This window comes from Pseudomonas sp. S1(2024) (assembly GCF_046557535.1).
In genome coordinates this window covers 46795-70847 of record NZ_JBKGFP010000084.1, presented here as the reverse complement: position 1 = coordinate 70847, position 24053 = coordinate 46795, and the positions used below count along the sequence as shown (strand labels likewise).

The window sequence follows — 24053 nt, the reverse complement described above, 5'->3', positions numbered from 1 at the left end:
CCCGCTCCCACAGGGTTTTTGCGTTGTCTGGCAATACTGCTTTACCTCATAAAACCAATAAAAGGAATTGAACTGTGGCCGCTGAAATCCAAGACAGCCGTTCCGCGCGCTTTGCCTTGCGCTGCTCCAACTGGGCCGAACGCTGGTTCCCCGATTCCTGGGTGTTTGCCGCCCTGGCAGTGCTGCTGGTGTGCATCGGCGCCCTGGCCATGGGCGCCAAGCCGACCGACACCGCCAAGGCCTTTGGCGATGGCTTCTGGAGCCTGATCCCCTTCACCATGCAGATGGCCTTCGTGGTCATCGGCGGCTATGTGGTGGCCAGCTCGCCGCCCGCTGCGCGCCTGATCGACCGCCTGGCGCGCATCCCCGGCAATGGCCGTTCGGCAGTGTGCTGGGTGGCGCTGATCTCGATGCTGGCATCGCTGCTCAACTGGGGCCTGTCGCTGGTGTTCGGCGGCCTGCTGGTGCGCGCCCTGGCCCGACGCACCGAACTGAAGATGGACTACCGCGCCGCCGGCGCCGCCGCCTACCTGGGCCTGGGCGCCGTGTGGGCGCTGGGCCTGTCTTCGTCGGCGGCGCAATTGCAGGCCAACCCGGCCAGCCTGCCACCGTCGATCCTGTCGATTACCGGGGTGATCCCGTTCACCGAGACCATCTTCCTCTGGCAGTCCGGCGTGATGCTGGCGGCATTGGTGGTGGTCTCGCTGGTGATCGCCTACGCCACGGCCCCGGGCCCGAACAGTGCGCGCAGCGCCCAGGACTGTGGGGTCGACCCCAGCTTCACCGCGCCACCGGCACCCCAGCGCACCCGCCCGGGCGAATGGCTTGAGCACAGCCCCATCCTGATCCTGCTGCTGGTGGCCCTGGCTGCCGGCTGGCTGTACCAGGAGTTCGCCACCAAGCCGGCGATTACCGCCATTTCCGGGCTGAACACCTACAACCTGTTGTTCATCATGCTCGGTGCCTTGCTGCACTGGCGCCCGCGCAGCTTCCTCGATGCGGTGGCGCGCGCGGTGCCGACCACCACCGGGGTGCTGATCCAGTTCCCGCTGTATGGTTCGATCGCTGCCATTCTCACCCAGGTGAAGGGCGTCGACGAGCAGACTTTGGCCCACCACATTTCACTGTTCTTCACCCAGATCGCCACGCATGACACCTATGCCGTGCTGATGGGCGTGTATTCGGCGGTGCTGGGCTTCTTCATCCCATCGGGTGGTGGCAAGTGGATCATCGAGGCCCCGTACGTGATGCTGGTGGCCAATGACCTGCAGTACCACCTGGGCTGGGCAGTGCAGATCTACAACGCCGCAGAAGCCTTGCCGAACCTGATCAACCCGTTCTACATGCTGCCGCTGCTGGGGGTACTGGGGCTCAAGGCACGCGACCTGATCGGCTTCTCGTTCGTGCAGTTGCTGGTGCACGTGCCGCTGGTGCTGGTGTTGCTGTGGGCATTGGGTACGACGTTGCAGTACCTGCCGCCGGTGATGCCGTAACCCTGGGCCTGCGCTGGCTTTTTGTAGGAGCGGCCTTGTGTCGCGATAGGGCCGCAAAGCGGCCCCAGGGTTTCAGCAATAGTGCACAAATTGCCGGGGCTGCTCTGCAGCCCTATCGCGACACAAGGCCGCTCCTACAAGACTCAGCGCAGCAGCCCCAGCATTTCCCTGGCAGTCCACGTATGATGGCCAGGCTGCCTTCGCCTGGGAAATCCGCGTCACATGTCTATCCGATTGAAACTGCTGCGAAAGAAACTGGGGATGACCCTGGAGCTGCTGGCTGACAAGACCGGCATGACCAAGAGCTACCTGTCCAAGGTCGAACGTGGCCTGAACACCCCCTCGATCGCCGCCGCGCTGAAGCTGGCGCGGGCACTGAATGTCAATGTCGAAGAACTGTTCGCCGAAGAGCAGACCGGCCAGAACCGCTACAGCCTGGTACGCCAGGGCGAGCGCCAGGCATTGGTGGGTGACGGGGCAGGGCCGGGTTACTCGGCCCTCACCAGCCAGGTCGGGCAGCGCAGCCTGCTGCCGTTCCTGATTCAGCCGCCGACCGAGTTCAGCGACCCTACGTTCAAGGAGCACCTGGGCGAAGAATTCCTGTTCGTCCACGCCGGCCAGGTGGAAGTGGACTTCATGAGCGAGCGGGTACTGCTGGAGCAAGGCGATGCCTTGCATTTCAATGCCCAGACACCACACAGGCTAAGGTCGGTGGGGCCGCTGCCGGCGCAGTTGCTGGTCGTGGTGCATCACGCAGACGAATAACATGCCGGGGCGCCAAACCGCCCCACGGCCTTGCCTTTCTCAGCGATGAAACTATGGCGCCACCCATGCAGCGCCCTATGATCAATTTGCGCGTCGATATTTTGACTATATAGTCCGGCGCCCATTGAATTTTATTATAGTGTCGAATCGTTGACGCAATGTCATTGTGTTCATAAGCTCATCTCAACGGTGAAACAACTCCCGAACACCTCGCCAACAAACAGTTGATTTTCCTCTTCAGGAGGGGCGTATGCGCACGGCTCTGATTATCAAATCGATGTCTTTGCTGGCGCTGTTAAGTGGCGCAGCGCGTGCGGCGGATATGTATATCAATCAGAACAGTATCGTCCCTGTTTCAACGGCAGGGTGGTTCTTTGCATTTGCTGTCGTTGGCTTTGTAGCTGTCGCCAACAGGAGAAAGATCTGAATCCGCCAGCCTGGGTTCTACCCTTGACGCCAGCGGCCCGGGGCCTCGCTTGTCAATTCCCCAGCCGTTGCTATATTGCCAGTAGCCCGTGCAGGTCCACGGTTGCAGGCAGCAAAGCCCAGGCTGCACAGCGTCAAGGCAAGGCCTCGTAAAGATTGAGGTCATCGCGGTTGGCGTATGCCGCGAAGCGGAGCGAGAGTTGGTGTGCTGTTCTCATTCAGTGCTCTTTGTCGGGCCTTTTCGGCCGGAGGGACCCTCATGGTGCGTTCAATGTTTGCCGCGTTCTGCATGCTGATGGTGTGGTCTGGTGCCGGTAAGGCCGACCCGAGCAGTGCTACCTACCTGCTCAGCCCTGGCGATGTGGTGATGGTTTCGGTGTGGCAGGAAGATAGCCTGCGCCAGGAAGCCACCGTACTTCCCGATGGCAGTATCACGTTCCCCCTGGCAGGTCGCATCGATGTTGCCGGGCTGGATGTGACGACCGTTGAAAAACAAGTGGCTGCCAAACTCGAGAAATTCCTCCCCGACCCGAACGTCAGCGTTGTCGTCAAGAGCATCGCCGGCAACCTGGTCTATGTACAAGGCAAAGTGATCAAGCCCGGGCCGGTACAGATGGCGGGCCCTACCGCAGTGTTGCAGGCCCTGAGCATGTCTGGCGGCCTGGACAAGTTTGCAGATGAAAGCGAAATCAAAGTGGTGCGCGGCACTGGCGCTTCCCAAAAAATCCTGCCCGTGCGATATAGAGACCTGGTGTCTGGCCGGGATATGTCCACCAACATCCAACTTCAGGCTGGCGATACGCTGGTCGTCCCTTGATCTTGCCTTTAATAAGAACACTTAATGCCTCTTCTCAGAACAACTAGTATTGCAACGGCAATCTTGGTGTTGCCGTTTACGAACACGGTCTTGGCAGCAAATTGGCAGTCTACGGTAGTGGTACCGACATCCGTCGAACATGACAGCAACCCCTTGCTGCTGTCGTCGGGTGAAAAGGGCATAACGCGCACGATCATCGCGCCGGATTACACCCTGATCGGTACCTTCGACCGTGACGAACTGAGGTTGGGGCTGGGCATGAATGTATTGCGCTCGTCCGACACGGCGGTGGTCGACAACCGTGAGGACCCTGACGTGAGCCTGGGCTGGCAGCGTCAGACCGAGCGCGGGCGGTTTGGCCTGCTGGCGCGTTACAACGAAAGTTCGACGCTGTCGGGAACGGTGTTGGATACCGGCGTGGTCACCACCGATGGCACGCAAAAGCTGTATACGCTGACCGGCAACTGGAGCCAGGCGGTTACCGAGCGTAGCACCTTGAGCAACGAAACCACGTACAACCGTGCCCGTTATGACATCAGTACGCTGACGGGTTACGAAGAACTGGGCAACGTGTTCACCTGGACCTACGCCTGGAGCGAGCGGGCTGATCTGTACAGCCGCTTTGGTGCCCGGCGCTATGAGCCCGAGGAGGACCAGACGGCGACGGCGTCCAACAGCTACAGCCCCGCGGTCGGGGTCAAGTACCAGTTTTCCGAAAGCCTCAGCGCCGATGCGCATGTGGGTGTCACCGAGGTTTCCGGTGACGAAGGTGGCCGACGCGGGGAGGGCGGGGTTGCGCTGCTGTACACCGGTGCGCGCGCCGTCGCCAGCTTCACCGCCGAACGCAGCACGGTAGCCAGCGCCGAAGGCGGCTTCGCCGAGCTGGACCAGGTGCGCGGTGTGTGGAGTTACGCCGTCAGCGAACTGACACGGGTGGGTACGGACGCTGCCTGGCAAGACAGCAAAGGGCAGACCCCCAACACCCTGCAGACTTACAGCGTGTGGGCCAGCCGCGAGTTTTCGCCGTACTGGGACCTGCGCCTGTCGCTGATGTACAAGGAACGGCAGCAGGATAACGAAGCCGATGCGAACGCTACGATCGTGGGTTTGACGTTGACGTACAGGTACCCCGACATCTGAACTTCAGGCAGGTGGCCCCATGAAGTCTGACTACGAGCTCTCCCTCAGAGATTACATTGCCATAATCAAGGACAGGGCCCTGTTATTGGGGGTGAGCATCGTAGTCATCCTGGCCGCGACCGTCGCAGTCGCGGTGATGGTGCCGCCGATCTACCAATCGACCGGCACCATCCTGGTGGAGTCGCAGCAGATTTCCCCTGAGCTGGTGTCGACCAACAACACCAGCTTTGCCGATGAACGCATCGAAGTGATTCGCCAGCGGGTGATGACTCGCGAGAACCTGCTGCGCATCATCGACAAGTACAACCTGTTTCCCGACAAGCGTTTCAGCGATAGCGACAAGATCGACCACATGCGCAGCGCCATCGTCGTCGAAACCCTTACCACATACGTGCGCGGGCGGGGTGAAGCGACCGTGGCGTTCAATGTGTCCTTCGAGCACAAGCAGCCCGAGGTGGCCAAGGAAGTCGCCGACGAGTTGGTGACGCTGTTCCTCAACGAGAACCTCAAGCAGCGTACCGAGCGGGCCAACGAAACCACCGAGTTCCTCACCCAGGAGGCGAACAAGCTGGGTGCCGAGCTGGCCAACCTGGAAAACCAGCTGGCGGATTTCAAGCAGGCCCACGCCAACGCCTTGCCCGAGCACCAGACCTTGCGCATGAACATGCTGTCACGATCGGAGCTGGAGTTCCGCGAGGTCGACCGTGATTACAAGGCCGCCCAGGAAGAACTGCGTTACCTTGAGCTGGAACTGTCCGCGGCCAATGCCGGGCTGGCAACCAAGGCCGGCGAAGGCCCCAGGGCGGCAGGTGCCGAGCCGCCCCAGGACCTGCCCAGCCTGAAGGCCGAATATGCCCGGCTGCTGAGCCGTTACAAGGAAGCCCACCCCGATGTGGTGGCGGTCAAGCGCAGGATCCAGGCGCTCGAAGCCAGTGGCAATCGCACGGCGGCGGCCTCCACGGTCGGCCTCGATGTCGCCCGCGTGCGCGCCAAGATGAGCGCGGCACAGGAGCGCATTGCTTCGCTGGCCGAGCAAAAGCGCGAGTTGACCCGCAAGATGGAAGGCTACGAGGCCGAGATCCTCGAGGCGCCGCAGGTCGAGCGTGGCCTGGTGACCTTGATGCGTGACCACGACAACGCGCGCAAGAAGTACGAGGAAATCCGCGCCAAGGAAATGGGCGCGAAGATTACCGAAAGCCTGGAGCAGGAGAACAAGGCCGAGCGCTTTGTACTGCTTGAACCACCACTGATGCCCGAGAAACCGATCAAGCCCAACCGCAAGAAGATCGCTGCGCTGGGCCTGGTGCTGGCACCGGCAGGTGGCGGTGCGCTGGTGATGCTGCTGGAGATGTTCAACCAGCGCATTCGCGGCGTCGGTGCACTGGAGAACCTGCTGGGCAGGCGGGTGCTGGTGGCGCTGCCATACATCGATACCAAGGCCGATGTGGCCAGGCGCAAGCGTTGGCGCAACTGGCTGATCGTGGCGGCACTGGCGCTGGCGGCTATCATGGTAGTGCTGGTGCACGTGTTCTACATGCCACTGGATGTGCTGTTGTTCAAAGTCATGTCTCGGTTTGCATAGGGAAGCAGTGATGGACAGGACCAAGCAGGCTGTCGGCAATAATCTTCACCAGGTTACCCCGGGTACCCCGCAGGCCTTGTCACCCGCCCCTGGTACGGCACTGGCGGAAGTGCCTGGCCAGTTCGATTACGTGAACACCAAGGTGGTGCCGCTGCGCGCGGAGCACCTGGAGCGTCACCGTATCGTCGCCTACAACAAGAACTCCAACATGAACGGGCCGATCGACCTGCTGCGCACGCAAGTGCTCAGGACCATGGACGAGAATGGCTGGCGAACCCTGGCCATCACCTCGCCAACCCCTGAAGCGGGCAAGACGGTGCTGGCGATCAACCTGGCCATGAGCATCGCCCACCACACCACCAAGACCGCTTTGCTGGTGGACTTCGACCTGCGTCGACCCAAGGTCGGCAGCAGCCTGGGCCTGCCCATGGACCAGGCGTTGAACGAGTTTCTGACGGACAAGGCCGAGTTGCAGGACTGCCTGGTCAACCCGACCTTGCCTCGGTTCGTGGTGCTGCCCACGCGGGTGCCGGTGCCGTTGTCCACCGAAATGCTGTCGTCGCCCAAAGTGAGCAACCTGATCAGCGAACTACGCAACCGCTACGAGTCGCGCATCTGCATTTTCGATTTGCCGCCATTGCTCAGTTCTGACGATGCGATCACCGTGATACCCAAGTTCGACTGTGTGCTGCTGGTGGTGGCCAACGGTATGAACAACAGGAAGGAGATCGAGGATTGCCTGCATCACCTGGCAAGGGTGAACCTGGTGGGAACGGTATTGAACAAAGCTGACGAGCAGCCTCGAACCTATTATTGAGTCTCGTATTCTGGGGCTGCTTCGCAGCCCATCGCGACACAAGGCCGCTCCTACAGGTACAGCGCATTCCTTCAGCTGGTGGGGTCTCTGTGGGAGCGGGTTTACCCGCGAAGCAGGCGATGCGGTGGATGGCACCGGCTGCGCCGGTGTTCGCGGGCGCGCCCGCTCCTACAGGTACAGCGCATTCCTTCAGCTGGTGGGGTCTCTGTGGGAGCGGGCATGCCCGCGAAGCAGGCGACGCGGTGGATGGCACCGGCTGCGCCGGTGTTCGCGGGCGCGCCCGCTCCCACACGTATGGCGCACTCTTTCAGCTGGTGGGGTAGCGAGCCCAGGGGTACTGCAACTCCCACTGCCACGCATGCCGCACAATCGACTCCAGCGTGGCAAACTCCGGCCGCCAGCCCAGCATGTGCATGGCCTTGCCAGCATCCGCCACCAACCGGGGCGGGTCGCCGGGGCGGCGGGGTGCGTAGAGGGTGCGGATCTGCCGGCCAGTCACCGCCCGGGCCGTATCGATCACCTGCTGCACCGAAAAGCCCAGCCCGTTGCCCAGGTTGAACGCGGTTCGCTCGCCACCCGCCAGCAGGTAATCCACCGCCAGTGCTTGTGTCGCGATAGGGCCGCAAAGCGGCCCCAGGGTTTCAGCAATAGTGCACAAATTGCCGGGGCTGCTCTGCAGCCCTATCGCGACACAAGGCCGCTCCTACAAGACTCAGCGCAGCAGCCCCAGCATTTCCCTGGCAGTCCACGTATGATGGCCAGGCTGCCTTCGCCTGGGAAATCCGCGTCACATGTCTATCCGATTGAAACTGCTGCGAAAGAAACTGGGGATGACCCTGGAGCTGCTGGCTGACAAGACCGGCATGACCAAGAGCTACCTGTCCAAGGTCGAACGTGGCCTGAACACCCCCTCGATCGCCGCCGCGCTGAAGCTGGCGCGGGCACTGAATGTCAATGTCGAAGAACTGTTCGCCGAAGAGCAGACCGGCCAGAACCGCTACAGCCTGGTACGCCAGGGCGAGCGCCAGGCATTGGTGGGTGACGGGGCAGGGCCGGGTTACTCGGCCCTCACCAGCCAGGTCGGGCAGCGCAGCCTGCTGCCGTTCCTGATTCAGCCGCCGACCGAGTTCAGCGACCCTACGTTCAAGGAGCACCTGGGCGAAGAATTCCTGTTCGTCCACGCCGGCCAGGTGGAAGTGGACTTCATGAGCGAGCGGGTACTGCTGGAGCAAGGCGATGCCTTGCATTTCAATGCCCAGACACCACACAGGCTAAGGTCGGTGGGGCCGCTGCCGGCGCAGTTGCTGGTCGTGGTGCATCACGCAGACGAATAACATGCCGGGGCGCCAAACCGCCCCACGGCCTTGCCTTTCTCAGCGATGAAACTATGGCGCCACCCATGCAGCGCCCTATGATCAATTTGCGCGTCGATATTTTGACTATATAGTCCGGCGCCCATTGAATTTTATTATAGTGTCGAATCGTTGACGCAATGTCATTGTGTTCATAAGCTCATCTCAACGGTGAAACAACTCCCGAACACCTCGCCAACAAACAGTTGATTTTCCTCTTCAGGAGGGGCGTATGCGCACGGCTCTGATTATCAAATCGATGTCTTTGCTGGCGCTGTTAAGTGGCGCAGCGCGTGCGGCGGATATGTATATCAATCAGAACAGTATCGTCCCTGTTTCAACGGCAGGGTGGTTCTTTGCATTTGCTGTCGTTGGCTTTGTAGCTGTCGCCAACAGGAGAAAGATCTGAATCCGCCAGCCTGGGTTCTACCCTTGACGCCAGCGGCCCGGGGCCTCGCTTGTCAATTCCCCAGCCGTTGCTATATTGCCAGTAGCCCGTGCAGGTCCACGGTTGCAGGCAGCAAAGCCCAGGCTGCACAGCGTCAAGGCAAGGCCTCGTAAAGATTGAGGTCATCGCGGTTGGCGTATGCCGCGAAGCGGAGCGAGAGTTGGTGTGCTGTTCTCATTCAGTGCTCTTTGTCGGGCCTTTTCGGCCGGAGGGACCCTCATGGTGCGTTCAATGTTTGCCGCGTTCTGCATGCTGATGGTGTGGTCTGGTGCCGGTAAGGCCGACCCGAGCAGTGCTACCTACCTGCTCAGCCCTGGCGATGTGGTGATGGTTTCGGTGTGGCAGGAAGATAGCCTGCGCCAGGAAGCCACCGTACTTCCCGATGGCAGTATCACGTTCCCCCTGGCAGGTCGCATCGATGTTGCCGGGCTGGATGTGACGACCGTTGAAAAACAAGTGGCTGCCAAACTCGAGAAATTCCTCCCCGACCCGAACGTCAGCGTTGTCGTCAAGAGCATCGCCGGCAACCTGGTCTATGTACAAGGCAAAGTGATCAAGCCCGGGCCGGTACAGATGGCGGGCCCTACCGCAGTGTTGCAGGCCCTGAGCATGTCTGGCGGCCTGGACAAGTTTGCAGATGAAAGCGAAATCAAAGTGGTGCGCGGCACTGGCGCTTCCCAAAAAATCCTGCCCGTGCGATATAGAGACCTGGTGTCTGGCCGGGATATGTCCACCAACATCCAACTTCAGGCTGGCGATACGCTGGTCGTCCCTTGATCTTGCCTTTAATAAGAACACTTAATGCCTCTTCTCAGAACAACTAGTATTGCAACGGCAATCTTGGTGTTGCCGTTTACGAACACGGTCTTGGCAGCAAATTGGCAGTCTACGGTAGTGGTACCGACATCCGTCGAACATGACAGCAACCCCTTGCTGCTGTCGTCGGGTGAAAAGGGCATAACGCGCACGATCATCGCGCCGGATTACACCCTGATCGGTACCTTCGACCGTGACGAACTGAGGTTGGGGCTGGGCATGAATGTATTGCGCTCGTCCGACACGGCGGTGGTCGACAACCGTGAGGACCCTGACGTGAGCCTGGGCTGGCAGCGTCAGACCGAGCGCGGGCGGTTTGGCCTGCTGGCGCGTTACAACGAAAGTTCGACGCTGTCGGGAACGGTGTTGGATACCGGCGTGGTCACCACCGATGGCACGCAAAAGCTGTATACGCTGACCGGCAACTGGAGCCAGGCGGTTACCGAGCGTAGCACCTTGAGCAACGAAACCACGTACAACCGTGCCCGTTATGACATCAGTACGCTGACGGGTTACGAAGAACTGGGCAACGTGTTCACCTGGACCTACGCCTGGAGCGAGCGGGCTGATCTGTACAGCCGCTTTGGTGCCCGGCGCTATGAGCCCGAGGAGGACCAGACGGCGACGGCGTCCAACAGCTACAGCCCCGCGGTCGGGGTCAAGTACCAGTTTTCCGAAAGCCTCAGCGCCGATGCGCATGTGGGTGTCACCGAGGTTTCCGGTGACGAAGGTGGCCGACGCGGGGAGGGCGGGGTTGCGCTGCTGTACACCGGTGCGCGCGCCGTCGCCAGCTTCACCGCCGAACGCAGCACGGTAGCCAGCGCCGAAGGCGGCTTCGCCGAGCTGGACCAGGTGCGCGGTGTGTGGAGTTACGCCGTCAGCGAACTGACACGGGTGGGTACGGACGCTGCCTGGCAAGACAGCAAAGGGCAGACCCCCAACACCCTGCAGACTTACAGCGTGTGGGCCAGCCGCGAGTTTTCGCCGTACTGGGACCTGCGCCTGTCGCTGATGTACAAGGAACGGCAGCAGGATAACGAAGCCGATGCGAACGCTACGATCGTGGGTTTGACGTTGACGTACAGGTACCCCGACATCTGAACTTCAGGCAGGTGGCCCCATGAAGTCTGACTACGAGCTCTCCCTCAGAGATTACATTGCCATAATCAAGGACAGGGCCCTGTTATTGGGGGTGAGCATCGTAGTCATCCTGGCCGCGACCGTCGCAGTCGCGGTGATGGTGCCGCCGATCTACCAATCGACCGGCACCATCCTGGTGGAGTCGCAGCAGATTTCCCCTGAGCTGGTGTCGACCAACAACACCAGCTTTGCCGATGAACGCATCGAAGTGATTCGCCAGCGGGTGATGACTCGCGAGAACCTGCTGCGCATCATCGACAAGTACAACCTGTTTCCCGACAAGCGTTTCAGCGATAGCGACAAGATCGACCACATGCGCAGCGCCATCGTCGTCGAAACCCTTACCACATACGTGCGCGGGCGGGGTGAAGCGACCGTGGCGTTCAATGTGTCCTTCGAGCACAAGCAGCCCGAGGTGGCCAAGGAAGTCGCCGACGAGTTGGTGACGCTGTTCCTCAACGAGAACCTCAAGCAGCGTACCGAGCGGGCCAACGAAACCACCGAGTTCCTCACCCAGGAGGCGAACAAGCTGGGTGCCGAGCTGGCCAACCTGGAAAACCAGCTGGCGGATTTCAAGCAGGCCCACGCCAACGCCTTGCCCGAGCACCAGACCTTGCGCATGAACATGCTGTCACGATCGGAGCTGGAGTTCCGCGAGGTCGACCGTGATTACAAGGCCGCCCAGGAAGAACTGCGTTACCTTGAGCTGGAACTGTCCGCGGCCAATGCCGGGCTGGCAACCAAGGCCGGCGAAGGCCCCAGGGCGGCAGGTGCCGAGCCGCCCCAGGACCTGCCCAGCCTGAAGGCCGAATATGCCCGGCTGCTGAGCCGTTACAAGGAAGCCCACCCCGATGTGGTGGCGGTCAAGCGCAGGATCCAGGCGCTCGAAGCCAGTGGCAATCGCACGGCGGCGGCCTCCACGGTCGGCCTCGATGTCGCCCGCGTGCGCGCCAAGATGAGCGCGGCACAGGAGCGCATTGCTTCGCTGGCCGAGCAAAAGCGCGAGTTGACCCGCAAGATGGAAGGCTACGAGGCCGAGATCCTCGAGGCGCCGCAGGTCGAGCGTGGCCTGGTGACCTTGATGCGTGACCACGACAACGCGCGCAAGAAGTACGAGGAAATCCGCGCCAAGGAAATGGGCGCGAAGATTACCGAAAGCCTGGAGCAGGAGAACAAGGCCGAGCGCTTTGTACTGCTTGAACCACCACTGATGCCCGAGAAACCGATCAAGCCCAACCGCAAGAAGATCGCTGCGCTGGGCCTGGTGCTGGCACCGGCAGGTGGCGGTGCGCTGGTGATGCTGCTGGAGATGTTCAACCAGCGCATTCGCGGCGTCGGTGCACTGGAGAACCTGCTGGGCAGGCGGGTGCTGGTGGCGCTGCCATACATCGATACCAAGGCCGATGTGGCCAGGCGCAAGCGTTGGCGCAACTGGCTGATCGTGGCGGCACTGGCGCTGGCGGCTATCATGGTAGTGCTGGTGCACGTGTTCTACATGCCACTGGATGTGCTGTTGTTCAAAGTCATGTCTCGGTTTGCATAGGGAAGCAGTGATGGACAGGACCAAGCAGGCTGTCGGCAATAATCTTCACCAGGTTACCCCGGGTACCCCGCAGGCCTTGTCACCCGCCCCTGGTACGGCACTGGCGGAAGTGCCTGGCCAGTTCGATTACGTGAACACCAAGGTGGTGCCGCTGCGCGCGGAGCACCTGGAGCGTCACCGTATCGTCGCCTACAACAAGAACTCCAACATGAACGGGCCGATCGACCTGCTGCGCACGCAAGTGCTCAGGACCATGGACGAGAATGGCTGGCGAACCCTGGCCATCACCTCGCCAACCCCTGAAGCGGGCAAGACGGTGCTGGCGATCAACCTGGCCATGAGCATCGCCCACCACACCACCAAGACCGCTTTGCTGGTGGACTTCGACCTGCGTCGACCCAAGGTCGGCAGCAGCCTGGGCCTGCCCATGGACCAGGCGTTGAACGAGTTTCTGACGGACAAGGCCGAGTTGCAGGACTGCCTGGTCAACCCGACCTTGCCTCGGTTCGTGGTGCTGCCCACGCGGGTGCCGGTGCCGTTGTCCACCGAAATGCTGTCGTCGCCCAAAGTGAGCAACCTGATCAGCGAACTACGCAACCGCTACGAGTCGCGCATCTGCATTTTCGATTTGCCGCCATTGCTCAGTTCTGACGATGCGATCACCGTGATACCCAAGTTCGACTGTGTGCTGCTGGTGGTGGCCAACGGTATGAACAACAGGAAGGAGATCGAGGATTGCCTGCATCACCTGGCAAGGGTGAACCTGGTGGGAACGGTATTGAACAAAGCTGACGAGCAGCCTCGAACCTATTATTGAGTCTCGTATTCTGGGGCTGCTTCGCAGCCCATCGCGACACAAGGCCGCTCCTACAGGTACAGCGCATTCCTTCAGCTGGTGGGGTCTCTGTGGGAGCGGGTTTACCCGCGAAGCAGGCGATGCGGTGGATGGCACCGGCTGCGCCGGTGTTCGCGGGCGCGCCCGCTCCTACAGGTACAGCGCATTCCTTCAGCTGGTGGGGTCTCTGTGGGAGCGGGCATGCCCGCGAAGCAGGCGACGCGGTGGATGGCACCGGCTGCGCCGGTGTTCGCGGGCGCGCCCGCTCCCACACGTATGGCGCACTCTTTCAGCTGGTGGGGTAGCGAGCCCAGGGGTACTGCAACTCCCACTGCCACGCATGCCGCACAATCGACTCCAGCGTGGCAAACTCCGGCCGCCAGCCCAGCATGTGCATGGCCTTGCCAGCATCCGCCACCAACCGGGGCGGGTCGCCGGGGCGGCGGGGTGCGTAGAGGGTGCGGATCTGCCGGCCAGTCACCGCCCGGGCCGTATCGATCACCTGCTGCACCGAAAAGCCCAGCCCGTTGCCCAGGTTGAACGCGGTTCGCTCGCCACCCGCCAGCAGGTAATCCACCGCCAGTGCATGAGCCGCCGCCAGGTCGGCCACATGCACATAGTCGCGTATGCAGGTGCCATCCGGCGTGTCGTAGTCGCGGCCAAACACCGTTACTGCATCACGCCGGCCCGAAGCGGCCTGCAGGATCAGCGGGATCAGGTGGGTTTCGGGTTCATGACGCTCTCCCAGCTGGCCCTCCGGGTCTGCGCCCGCTGCGTTGAAGTAACGCAGGCATACCGACTTCAAGCCATAGGCCCGGTCGAAGTCCTCGAGAATCTGCTCGACCATCCATTTGCTCAACCCATACGGGTTGATCGGCCCCTTGGCATGCGCTTCGTCGATCGGCACGTACTGCGGGTTGCCGTAGACGGCTGCGCTGGAAGAAAACACCAGGTGCCTGATACCGGCATTCACCATGGCCTGCAGGAGGGAAAGGGTGGCCGCGACATTGTTCTGGTAGTACTTGCCGGGCACGCTGACCGACTCGCCCACCTGGATGAACGAGGCAAAGTGGAACACGGCATCGAAGCGGCAAACACCGAACAGCACATCCAGGGCGGGCTCGTCGGCGATGTCCAGTTTCGCCCACTGGACGCCGGGGCCGGGCGAGACGAGGTCCGCCACCACCACCTCATGGCCCGTACCGAGCAGGTGCTTGACCATGTGCGAGCCAATGTAGCCTGCGCCACCGACAACCAGAAACTTCATCCATGCCTCCTGGACTCTGCTGTTGTACAGCTGCGCTTTTCAGCTACAGGACTGTTGTGAGGGTAGATGGCCATATGCCCTATTTCAAGAACAGCCAGTTGGACATGTACTTGCCGTCGAACGTGATGCTGTAGCGTCCATCCTGGTAAGCCATCGGCAAGGGTTTCAACTGGGCCTGTGCATCCCGGGCGAACAGCTTCAGGCCAGCAGGCGCCTTGATGTTCAAGGTGCCGGCAAACGGCTCTACGTTGAACGGTGTCTTGTCATCGGCCTTGGGCACGGCCCGGGTACCCAGCGACAGCAGCAGTTCACGCGACTGGCCCAGGGGGTTGCCGTCCAGGCTTTGCACCACGACGCTGGCGTACGGCGTTCGTGCTTGCACCTGGATGGCGCCCAGGCTGATCAAGCGACCTCCCAGCCATCCGGTGGCGGCCTGGGTCAGCGGTGTATCGATGGTATAGATGCCCTGTTGCCAGTTGCGCTTGAGTTCGCCCGTATCGCTGACCGCTTCCGTGGCGTCGGCCGGCAGCAAGGACTGCTCCGGGTCCTGCAGTACCTGCGCACCGGCAGGGATGGCGGCGGGTTTCAGCCAGGGCAACTCCGGCGTCTGTGGCAGGGCGATCTGCAGTTGGCCCTTTTCCATGGCCGTGCGCAGCAGTGGCGAGTTGCGCGGGGTGATCTCCTGGTTGTACAGGGTGGCGGGCGTCGGCGCGAACACGTATCGGGTAGTGGCCGGCTTCACATCCGCACGGCGATAGAGCAGGGCGGCAGCGGGCAAGGTGGCGATCATCGCCGGGTCGTTGTACGCGTGCCAGTTATCCGCCGTGCGCCAGCCAGGGTTGAAGGCCTGCTGGCTGTAAGCGTACTGCATCATGGCGTCCCAGCCCTGGTGGGCGGCGGTGCCGGCCACGTACAGCGGCAGCGAGTGGCGGTCGGGCAGCGGGAAGGGTTCGGCGTTCCACTCGGTGACGGTCAGCGGCTTGCCGACTACCTGGGCGGCAGCGAGCCAGTCGATCACGCCGTCGCTGGTCAACGGGTTCTTCTCCAATTGGCCATTGGCACCGTAGCCATGGGCATCGATGACATCGCCTGTGGTCAGTGCCGGCAGCGCGCTCAGGCCATTGCCGCCCCAGGTACTGGTGGTGGCGATCGGCACTTTCACGCCGAGGCCGCGCAGGTGAGTGATCATGTCGGTGTTGAAGCGCTGTTCCAGGTCGTTGAGAAACAGCTTCGAAGGGCCATGCTCCCAGGCGCGCCAGGTGAGGTCGGTGGGCAGGTCATATTGTTTGGCGAAGGCTTTGGCCGCTTCCATGTAGCGCTCGCTATGGCGCGGCACGTCCTTGTTCGGCATCAGGGCGTTACCGTAATGCTGGGTGAGGTCGTTCTCATTGGTGAGCAGTACGGCAGCGATGGCGGGGTCGTCCTTGTAAGCCAGGCCGGTGTATTCATTCACATGAGTCAGGTACTGCTCGGCAAAGCGTTTCATCGCCTGTTGGATGCTTCGGTTCACATAGGCGTAACCCTTCAGGTCGACATGGCTCTCACCCTTGGCCAGTTCCTTGAAGTCATCGATATTGTCATTGGCAGTAAGCGCCCGCTGCACGTGCAGGTCCAGCCAGATATAGATGCCCTCGTCCTTGAGCGTCTTGATCCACAAGTCGAGCTTGCGCAGCGATTCGGCACTGAGCTGCTGGGTATCGCGCACCAGGGTGCCGTCGCCGAACACGTTCGGGCTGACCCAGGGCGAGTCGTGGTGATGCAAACGCACCAGGTTGAAACCCAGTGCCGACAGGCGCTTGGCCTGTTGGCGGATTTCTTCGTCGGGGCTCTTGAACAGCGAATAGGCGGAAAGGTTGGTGCCCCAGAAGCGCACTGGGGTGTTGTTTTCGAACATCAGCTGTTCGCCGACAGCCTTGACGAAGCCATGCTTGCCGGCAGGCTTTTCCGGGGCGTTGAGGAATGACAGGTCCACGGGCGAGGTGCGCCAGTCCAGTTGGTCGTCGGGCCAACCGGCGGGGTCGGCCAGGCCGAAGCGTTCGCTGGGCGTGGGACCCAGGTCGATGTCGCCGGTGATGTTCAGCACCGCCTTGATCTGCTGCCGACCAGCGTTGATCGGGTCGCTGTAAATGAACGCACGCAGTTCGGACGGGTTGCCGCGCTCGAAATACACCTTGGCCAGCGGCGGGTCGAAGCGCATTTCGATGCGTCGGCCCTGGTCAGCCTTGCCCCATGACCAGCCACGGTTGCCGGGCAGCAGCTGCGGTGCACCCATGCCCCCGGCAATTTGCGCAGGGTCGAACTCGAACACCATGCCACCGCCCATTACTCCGGCCTGGCGGCTGTGGGCCTCGAGGTCGAAGGCCCAGCCCAGGGTTTGCGCCTGCTCCTTGCGGATATCCGCCGCCAGATCGAAGTCCAGTTCCTTGTTCTTGCCCTGCAGCGTGTAGTGGTCGGGGCCAACTACCTTGAACGTGGTGGAAAAACCGGTCCAGCTCCAGTTGGCCGCCCAGAAGTCGAACTTGGCTTTCATCACTGGTCCACCACCGCGGGTCACCAAGGGCAGGCCGTTCTGTTCATCGACACTGACTTGCCACGCTGAGGCCCAGCCGGTGAGGGGCAGTGAGGCCAGGCCGGCGATGGCCGAAACCCGCAGCAGGGTTTGAAGACCCCAGCGGCGCAGGGGGAGCAGGTTCATAGGCGTCACCTGGGTTGAAGGGCGGGGTCGGCCAGCGCGATGGCCTGGCTGTTGTGCAGCTGGCGAACCATCTGGACATAGGCCACGCCCAGTCCGGCGACAGTCCAGTACACCACCGGGATGAAGGTGATGCTGCTGACGGTGAAGATGATCACCAGGATGCCGATCAGTGTCGCCAGCAATGCCCGGCCGAGCTGGCGTCGCTCGTCGTCCTTGTCGGGGAAACTGCGCATGGCCTTGCGGATACCGTGCAGTACGGCAGCGAAGAACGCCACGAACAGGCCCAGCCCGACCAGCCCGACCCGCAGTGCCAGGTTTATGTAGGTGTTGACGATGTCGATGATGCCGTCACCCTGGATCATCGATTGCATTTCCGGGGTGTTGCGGAAGTCGAACGAGCCGAACAACGGGTTGCGCTGGATGACGATCCACGAGTTGTCCATCAGCCGTTCGCGGTAAGTGATGTTCTCTTTCTCGAGGTTGCCGATGAACGGCAGCATGTCCAGTACCTTGTCGCCACCGGGCACGATGGTCAGCAAGGGCAGGGCCAGCATGCCGGCCGCAGCGAGCAGCGCCAGGCGCCTGACCGCACCTTTGCCCAGGGCGATGAACACCACCACGATGACCACGGCACCGATCCACGGGCCGCGGGACAGTGGCGCGAACAGCCCTGCGGCCAGCAGCAGGGCGCCCAGGGCCCGCTGCAGGGGGCGGCGCACGTAACCCTGGACGAACAGGAACAGGCCGATGGCCACGCTCATCACATAGCCCAGGGCAATCGCCTGCCCGGTGGTGACGCTGGCGCGCAGCGAACCGCCACGGCTCAGGTAGCCGGACATGCTCCACGGCACGCCCATGGCGTCGACCAGGGCACTGTACAGCAGCCAGTGGCGCACGTACTCGGCCACGCCGATCAGGGCCAGAACGAATGAGGCAAGCACGAAGGCCAGCAGGGTGTCCTTGAAGTCGCTGATCTGGCGCAGGCCACGGCTGGCCACGTAATACGGCAGTAACACGTCGACAAACAGGTACAGCGTCTGGCGCAGGGTGTCGGTCAGGGTGGTCTCGCGCAGGTACAGCACGCTCATCAGCAGCAGGCCGGCCGCCAACAACCTGTCGGGCCAGGTGCGGCCGAAGCGCAGGGTGTCGCCTTGCCGGCGCAGGGCCAGCGCCGCCGGCAACAGCACGCACAGGGCCAGCAGGCGGATATGGTTGAGGTCGACCAGGTAATTGACCACGCCAAACCCGGGCACCTGCACCGAAGCCGGCGGGATCAGGAACAGCAGCATGTAGAACAGCGCCATGGGGTTGTGTTCGCGGCGCCCGGCGATGTACAGGATGACGGCGCCAGCACCCAGGTACAGCCAGAAGCTGTGCGAGAAGAAGGCCAGCAGGGTAAGCAGGAACCACAGGTTGCGTCGGCGCTTGAAGTCGCTCAGCGGAATCAGGTCGGTGGCAGGCCGCCGCGCCAGCAGGAAGACCACGCTCGCCAGAAAAAGGATGACGATCAACGCACGAAAATGTTCAGGCATTGGCTATGTGCACCTTTGCATCGGTGGGCAACGGCTAGCGTCGTGGCTGATTGAAACTATAGTGACCTTTTAGCCAGTCAGTCAGAGATTGCTCTCATGCCGTCGATTGATGTGTCTGCCACCGCGAGCCTGCGCAAGCGGGCCCTGAGGGCCGGGTCATGGAACCTGGTTGCACAAGTGGCGTCACAGGTGATGCGCCTTGGCGGCAACCTGATCATGGCCCGCTTGCTGCTGCCGGAAATGTTCGGAGTGATGGTCATCGCCACCACCGTTTCGGTACTCCTGCATCTACTGTCCGATGTCGGCCTGCGGCAGAACATCATCCAGAGCCATCGCGGTGACGACCCGGATTTTCTCAATACTGCATGGACCGTGCAGATCATCCGCGGCTTCGTGCTGTTCGCCCTGACCTTGCTGCTGGCCTTGGGGGCCTGGTTTGCCCAGCTCGCCGAGCTGTGGCCGGCGGACTCTACCTATGCCGCACCGGTGTTGCCGATGGTGCTGGCGGCAACCGGGCTGTCGGCGGTGATCTGGGGCTTTCAGTCCACCAAGATAGATGTCGCGGTACGGACTTTCCAACAGAAGCGCGTGGTGCTGGTGGACCTGGCCTCGCAGGCGGCCGGCCTGGTGGTGATGCTGGTGTTGGGCTACCTGACCCATTCGGTGTGGGCACTGGTGATCGCCGGCCTGGTGTCTGCCGTGGCCTGGACCCTGCTCGGTCACACCGCCCTGGAGGGGCATGACAACCGCCTGCAGTGGGACCGCAGCGCGCTGACCGAACTGATCGTGTTCGGCCGCTGGATCTTGCTGTCGTCGATGGTTGGCGTGTTGGCCATGTACGGTGACCGCATGTGGTTTGGCGCCAGCATGACGGCGGCACAACTGGGTGTGTACTCGATTGCCGTGTTGATCCTGGGTGCCGTGCAGACCGCGCTGATGAAGATTTTCGGCGCGGTGGCGCTGCCCGCTTTCAGCGAGGCGGCACGGGCCGATGACAAGGAGCGCCTCAAGGCCCTGTATTACCGCTTCCGCCTGCTGGTCGACCTGCTGGTGCTGTTCATCTGTGGCGGTTTCCTGACCGCCAGCCCTTTGCTGATCGGTTGGCTGTACGACGATCGCTACCGTGAGGCTGGCCCGATGATGGCCATTCTTTCGCTGTCGTTCCTCACATTGCGCTATACCTTGGCTCATCAGGTGTGGATTGCCCTGGGCCTGACCAGGTACCAGGCCATGGATAACATCATCCGCCTGGTCTCGTTGTGGGGGGGGCTGCCACTGTTGCTGGCGATCGGTGGCGTTGACTGGGCGATCTGGGGGGTTGCCCTGCATACCGTGCCAACCCTTGTGTTGATCGTGTACGTGAATCGCAAGCTGGATATGTTCAGCCTGAGGCGTGAGCTGGTGGTACTGCCGATGCTACTGGTCGGGGCGCTTTGCGGGGCGCTGCTGACAGCCTTTTTCAACTGGCTGTAATTCTGCTTGTCGGGTGAAACTTTCAAAGGTGCAGGTCATTGGATCATGGGGAAGTTTACGTTTTGTACTGCGCAATTGGGTCGTAGGGGGTTTCTCCAGAGTTGTGTCTTGCTGGGTGTAGGTGGTGTGGTGTTCGCTGCTACGCCAGCCATCACCAGCCAACCTGCTGGCAGGCCTGGGTTCGTGGTGATCAACGGCTGGGTACTGCCGTCCCGTTACTTCCGGAACGAGCACGCATGATCAGGGACTATCAGCAGCAGAAGGCGCTGCGCGACAGTTACGATGTCTGCATCATCGGCGCCGGCCCGGCCGGTATCACCCTGGGCCTGCGCCTGGCCGCCGCCGGCTGGAGCGTCCTGCTTGCCGAAGGTGGCGGGCGCGAGTACTCGGCGAACTCGCAAGCCTTGTACACCTGTGCATCCACTGGCCTGGAGCTGTATGCCGGGGAAGCTCGCCTGCGTTATCTGGGCGGCACATCCAACCATTGGGCCGGCCGTTGCCGGCCGTTCAGCCCCTCGGACTTCGCAGTTCCCCCCATTGGCGACTTGCCTGGCTGGCCCATTCCTTATTCGGAGATCGCAGGCTACCTGCCTGCTGCCATGGATATCGTCGACCTGCCGCCAGGGGCGGACTTTCGCGCGTTGAATGATGGCCTCGACGGCGGTGACTTCGAACCGGACCGCTTTCTGCTCAGCCCGCCAACGCGCTTTGCGCAGAAGTACGCCACGGCCCTGGAGCAGACCCAGGGCCTGGACGTATTCATCAACTGCAATTGCGTGAACCTGGAGTTCGACCAGGCCTCCGGTCACTTGGCTGCAGTCGTGCTTTCCGATTACGAGTGCAATCGCCAGCGCCTGGTTGCAAGAAACTTCGTACTCGCTACAGGTGCCATCGAGAATGCCCGGCAACTGCTCAACAGCGAGTCGTTGGCGGCGGCGGGGATAGTGAGCAAGGACGGGCTGGTCGGTGGGTGTTTCATGGAGCATCTGAACATTGACCTGGGCACCTTCATCCTCAACTCGGGGCTGGCCCCTGATCCGCGCGAGTACTACACCACCGATGCCTTCGTTGAGGAGTACAAGGCAGGCAAGGGCAACGTCAGGGCCGCCTTGCTGGCTGATGTGCAAACCTATGGTCGTACTGCCGAGGTGAAGCATTTTCTGGAGAACCTGGTCTGCGACATGGGAGTAGCCAGCAAGATCGCCTTCGTGGCCAAGTTCAACTGCCCCGGTGATGGCGTCATCAGCACCATGATCGAGCAGTTTCCCAACCTGCACAGCCGTATTTCGCTGCTGGAGGAGAAGGACGCACTGGGCGTGGCCAAGGTCAATGTCAACTGGGCCCTGACCGCTGATGACCGGCACACCATCAAGTGCATCGGAAGCGAGCTGGCCAAGCAGTGGGTTGCCATGGACCTGGGCTACATCAAGCTCAATGACTTCGTTTACGACACTTCGATACCGCTGAAGTTGTCGCCACATGCCCATCACATGGGGACCACGCGCATGGCGTCTTCAGCGCAGTTTGGTGTTGTCGATACCAACTGCAAGGTGTTCGGTACCGAAAATCTTTATGTCGCCGGCAGCAGCATCTTTGCCACGGGCGGCGCTTGCAATCCGACCATGCCGCTGCTGCAGTTTGCGGTACGCCTGGCCGACCACCTCGATGCCAGGCTGAGCGCGGCCAGCGACGCCGTGGGGTGATGCATGTTGTAAACGGGTTGAGTGCGCGACGGTCAGCACCCACAAGAACGAGACCGGATGCGCCTCAGGGACAGTCCAGATGGCTTTGATTGCGAGGCTGGCAGAATGAAGGGATGGATACGCAAGGCAGTGGCGCACTATGTCCATGCAACGGGGCGAGGAAGCTCCTTCTACAGGAGGTTCTGCAAGCCGTCAGGGCTTGAGTGGGGGGCATACCTTGCCCGCTGGGGCAACTTCCACTCGGTAGGCAGCAACTTCTATGTCAATACAGGCTGCAAGTTCCTCGACCCTTCGCTGGTTCGCATCGGCAACAGTGTGGGGCTGTCCGACTGCACCCTGATCGGTCATGACGGGGTGGTATTGCTGATCGAACATCGCTTCGGCAAGCACCTGGATTCGGTCGGTTTCATCGACATCAAGGACAACTGCTTCATCGGCCACGGTGCAATCGTCATGCCTCGCGTCACCATCGGGCCTGAGTCGATCGTGGCCGCCGGTGCCGTGGTGACCAAGGATGTGCCGCCGGGCACGGTGTTCGGTGGCAACCCTGCAGAGTTCATATGCACCACCGAGGCGTTGATCAAGCGGGTTGAGGCACGTTGCGAAGCCTACCCATGGATCGACCTGGTCAAGCAGCGCAATGGTGCCTACGACCCGCAACTGGAGCCGCAGCTGATGGCGCAAAGGCGCCAGTATTTCTTCGGGGACGGCAACAATGGCTAGCAAACCTGTGGACGTCATGGTGGTCAACTTCAACACGGCCGGGCTGCTGCAGCCGATGTTCGATGCACTGCGTCGGGCCGACAGCGAACGGCTGGCCAGCTACCTGGTGGTGGACAATGCCTCCGCCGATGACTCGCTGCAGCGCATGGCCGAGGTATGCCCGCAGGCGCTGCTGCTGAGCAACAAGCAGAACGTGGGGTTCGGCCGGGCCAACAACCAGTTGCTGGCGCACCTGAAGGGCAAGTACGCCTTGCTGCTGAACACCGACGCCTTTGTCGCCACCGATTCACTGCAGAAAACCCTCGACTACATGGAAGCCCACCCGGAGTGCGGTGTGCTGGGGGTCCGCCTGGAGGGACGCGACGGCGCCCTGCAGCCCAGTTGCCGCTACTTCCCCACACCGTTCAACGTGTTCGTCGGGCGTACCGGGCTGGGGCGCTTCTTCCCGGGCTTGAAAATGGTCGACGAAATGGATTGGGACCACGCTTCGGTCCGCGAGTGCGACTGGCTGCCTGGCTGCTTCTACCTGGTGCGCCGCGAAGTGCTCGACCAGGTGGGCCTGTTCGACCCGCGCTACTTTCTTTATTACGAGGAGGTCGACCACTGCAAGCGGGTGAAGGCTGCAGGCTGGAAGGTGGTGTTCTACCCGCATACCACGGTGGTGCACATCGGAGGGGAAAGCTCCAGATCGGTGGCCGAACTGGAGGCGGCCAGCCGACAGATCTCGTCATACCAGATCGAAAGCGAGCTGCTGTACTTCCGCAAGCATCACGGGCTGGCGGGCCTTGCCCTGCACATGCTGCTGGTCACCTTGGGCGACCTGGTACTGGCACTCAAGGCGCTGTTGAAACGACGCGGTCTGGGCGCAATACAGGCCTGCTGGCGTCACTGCCGGGCGACCTGGTCTCTGTTGTTCAAGACCCGGTACGCCAGCCAACCGACAAGGTAGGTGGAGCCATGTTCGAGAATGTACGTGCCGACCTGCGTGCCCATGGTGGCGACTGGGGCGCCCAGGGCTTCTGGGTATTGCTGGTGTACCGCTTCGGCCGCTGGCGCTATGGGGTGCGCCCGACACTGCTGCGAAAACTGTTTTCGCTCATCTACAAGGTCCTGTTCAAGTTCGTGCAGATCATCACGGGTGTGGAGCTGCCGTGCGAGGTGGTGATCGGCCGCAACTTCGTCATCGACCATTTTGGCGGCATCGTAGTCAGCGGCTATGCCCGGTTTGGCGATGACTGCCGCATCCGCAACGGGGTAGTGGTGGGCCTGAAGAACGTCGATGAGCCGATTGCACCAGTGTTCGGCAACAACGTCGATATTGGCACCGGGGCCAAGGTGCTGGGAAGCATCCGTATCGGCAACGACGTGATCATCGGTGCCAACGCCGTGGTGCTGGTGGATGTGCCGGACAATTCGCTGGCGGTGGGGGTGCCGGCCATCATCAAGGCCAGGCAACCGGCCGCCACGGCGCCCGTCGAGTGAGGCC

General features: G+C 61.8%; 21 protein-coding genes and 1 pseudogene. 18 read left to right on the top strand and 4 right to left on the bottom strand.

What is annotated here, in order from left to right; genetic code table 11:
* Positions 1-74: 74 nt before the first annotated feature.
* From ACLCGK_RS23405 to ACLCGK_RS23375, 7 genes are all read left to right on the top strand, one after another.
* A complete protein-coding gene (locus tag ACLCGK_RS23405; protein WP_013972720.1) occupies positions 75-1493 on the top strand; it encodes a short-chain fatty acid transporter in 1419 nt (472 codons plus the stop codon).
* 222 nt (positions 1494-1715) lie between these two features.
* On the top strand, positions 1716-2258 hold the full coding sequence (locus tag ACLCGK_RS23400; RefSeq protein WP_410953069.1) for a helix-turn-helix domain-containing protein: 543 nt from the start codon (positions 1716-1718) through the stop codon (positions 2256-2258).
* Positions 2259-2508: 250 nt separating this feature from the next.
* On the top strand, positions 2509-2685 hold the full coding sequence (eppA, locus tag ACLCGK_RS23395) for an EPS-associated small membrane protein EppA (RefSeq protein WP_013972718.1): 177 nt from the start codon (positions 2509-2511) through the stop codon (positions 2683-2685).
* A gap of 258 nt (positions 2686-2943) precedes the next feature.
* Positions 2944-3501 (top strand): polysaccharide biosynthesis/export family protein, encoded by a 558-nt coding sequence (locus tag ACLCGK_RS23390; protein WP_015270418.1) that lies wholly within the window; start codon positions 2944-2946, stop codon positions 3499-3501.
* Between the two features lie 24 nt (positions 3502-3525).
* Complete coding sequence (locus ACLCGK_RS23385; RefSeq protein WP_410953068.1) at positions 3526-4641, top strand: hypothetical protein; 1116 nt, start codon at positions 3526-3528, stop codon at positions 4639-4641.
* 19 nt (positions 4642-4660) lie between these two features.
* Positions 4661-6223 carry a GumC family protein gene (locus ACLCGK_RS23380; protein ID WP_410953067.1) on the top strand — a complete coding sequence of 521 codons (1563 nt, stop codon included), beginning with the start codon at positions 4661-4663 and terminating at the stop codon, positions 6221-6223.
* Between the two features lie 10 nt (positions 6224-6233).
* A complete protein-coding gene (locus tag ACLCGK_RS23375) occupies positions 6234-7040 on the top strand; it encodes a CpsD/CapB family tyrosine-protein kinase (protein ID WP_013972714.1) in 807 nt (268 codons plus the stop codon).
* Between the two features lie 307 nt (positions 7041-7347).
* Here the strand turns inward: ACLCGK_RS23375 and ACLCGK_RS23370 are convergent.
* Positions 7348-7653, bottom strand: a pseudogene (locus tag ACLCGK_RS23370) (UDP-glucose 4-epimerase GalE); the annotation flags it as partial.
* A 178-nt stretch (positions 7654-7831) separates the two neighbouring features.
* Here ACLCGK_RS23370 and ACLCGK_RS23365 point away from each other — a divergent pair.
* From ACLCGK_RS23365 to ACLCGK_RS23340, 6 genes are all read left to right on the top strand, one after another.
* Entirely contained in the window at positions 7832-8374 is a 543-nt protein-coding gene (locus ACLCGK_RS23365) for a helix-turn-helix domain-containing protein (protein WP_410953069.1), read from the top strand.
* Between the two features lie 250 nt (positions 8375-8624).
* Positions 8625-8801 (top strand): EPS-associated small membrane protein EppA, encoded by a 177-nt coding sequence (eppA, locus tag ACLCGK_RS23360; protein WP_013972718.1) that lies wholly within the window; start codon positions 8625-8627, stop codon positions 8799-8801.
* Between the two features lie 258 nt (positions 8802-9059).
* Positions 9060-9617, top strand: a complete 558-nt coding sequence (locus tag ACLCGK_RS23355) for a polysaccharide biosynthesis/export family protein (protein WP_015270418.1) — start codon at positions 9060-9062, stop codon at positions 9615-9617.
* 24 nt (positions 9618-9641) lie between these two features.
* On the top strand, positions 9642-10757 hold the full coding sequence (locus ACLCGK_RS23350) for a hypothetical protein (RefSeq protein ID WP_410953068.1): 1116 nt from the start codon (positions 9642-9644) through the stop codon (positions 10755-10757).
* Positions 10758-10776: 19 nt separating this feature from the next.
* Positions 10777-12339, top strand: coding sequence for a GumC family protein (locus ACLCGK_RS23345; RefSeq protein ID WP_410953067.1), 1563 nt, complete (start codon positions 10777-10779; stop codon positions 12337-12339).
* Between the two features lie 10 nt (positions 12340-12349).
* Positions 12350-13156 carry a CpsD/CapB family tyrosine-protein kinase gene (locus ACLCGK_RS23340; protein ID WP_013972714.1) on the top strand — a complete coding sequence of 269 codons (807 nt, stop codon included), beginning with the start codon at positions 12350-12352 and terminating at the stop codon, positions 13154-13156.
* 307 nt (positions 13157-13463) lie between these two features.
* On the opposite strand, the gene galE is transcribed toward ACLCGK_RS23340, so the two are convergent.
* From galE to ACLCGK_RS23325, 3 genes are all read right to left on the bottom strand, one after another.
* Positions 13464-14441: a UDP-glucose 4-epimerase GalE gene (gene galE, locus ACLCGK_RS23335; protein WP_410953066.1), complete on the bottom strand. Its 978-nt coding sequence runs from the start codon at positions 14439-14441 to the stop codon at positions 13464-13466.
* Positions 14442-14520: 79 nt separating this feature from the next.
* Complete coding sequence (locus ACLCGK_RS23330) at positions 14521-17136, bottom strand: glycosyl hydrolase family 5 (protein WP_410953065.1); 2616 nt, start codon at positions 17134-17136, stop codon at positions 14521-14523.
* Between the two features lie 5 nt (positions 17137-17141).
* Complete coding sequence (locus tag ACLCGK_RS23325) at positions 17142-18668, bottom strand: O-antigen ligase family protein (protein WP_410953064.1); 1527 nt, start codon at positions 18666-18668, stop codon at positions 17142-17144.
* A gap of 96 nt (positions 18669-18764) precedes the next feature.
* Between ACLCGK_RS23325 and ACLCGK_RS23320 the strand changes: the two genes are divergently transcribed.
* From ACLCGK_RS23320 to ACLCGK_RS23300, 5 genes are all read left to right on the top strand, one after another.
* Positions 18765-20141 (top strand): oligosaccharide flippase family protein, encoded by a 1377-nt coding sequence (locus tag ACLCGK_RS23320; RefSeq protein ID WP_410953063.1) that lies wholly within the window; start codon positions 18765-18767, stop codon positions 20139-20141.
* A 236-nt stretch (positions 20142-20377) separates the two neighbouring features.
* Entirely contained in the window at positions 20378-21844 is a 1467-nt protein-coding gene (locus ACLCGK_RS23315) for an FAD-dependent oxidoreductase (protein WP_410953062.1), read from the top strand.
* A 105-nt stretch (positions 21845-21949) separates the two neighbouring features.
* Complete coding sequence (locus tag ACLCGK_RS23310; RefSeq protein WP_024087161.1) at positions 21950-22567, top strand: acyltransferase; 618 nt, start codon at positions 21950-21952, stop codon at positions 22565-22567.
* Positions 22560-23516 carry a glycosyltransferase family 2 protein gene (locus tag ACLCGK_RS23305; protein WP_015270408.1) on the top strand — a complete coding sequence of 319 codons (957 nt, stop codon included), beginning with the start codon at positions 22560-22562 and terminating at the stop codon, positions 23514-23516. Before ACLCGK_RS23310 ends, ACLCGK_RS23305 begins: the two co-directional genes overlap by 8 nt.
* A gap of 8 nt (positions 23517-23524) precedes the next feature.
* A complete protein-coding gene (locus tag ACLCGK_RS23300; RefSeq protein ID WP_410953061.1) occupies positions 23525-24049 on the top strand; it encodes a serine O-acetyltransferase in 525 nt (174 codons plus the stop codon).
* The last annotated feature ends 4 nt before the right edge of the window (positions 24050-24053 follow it).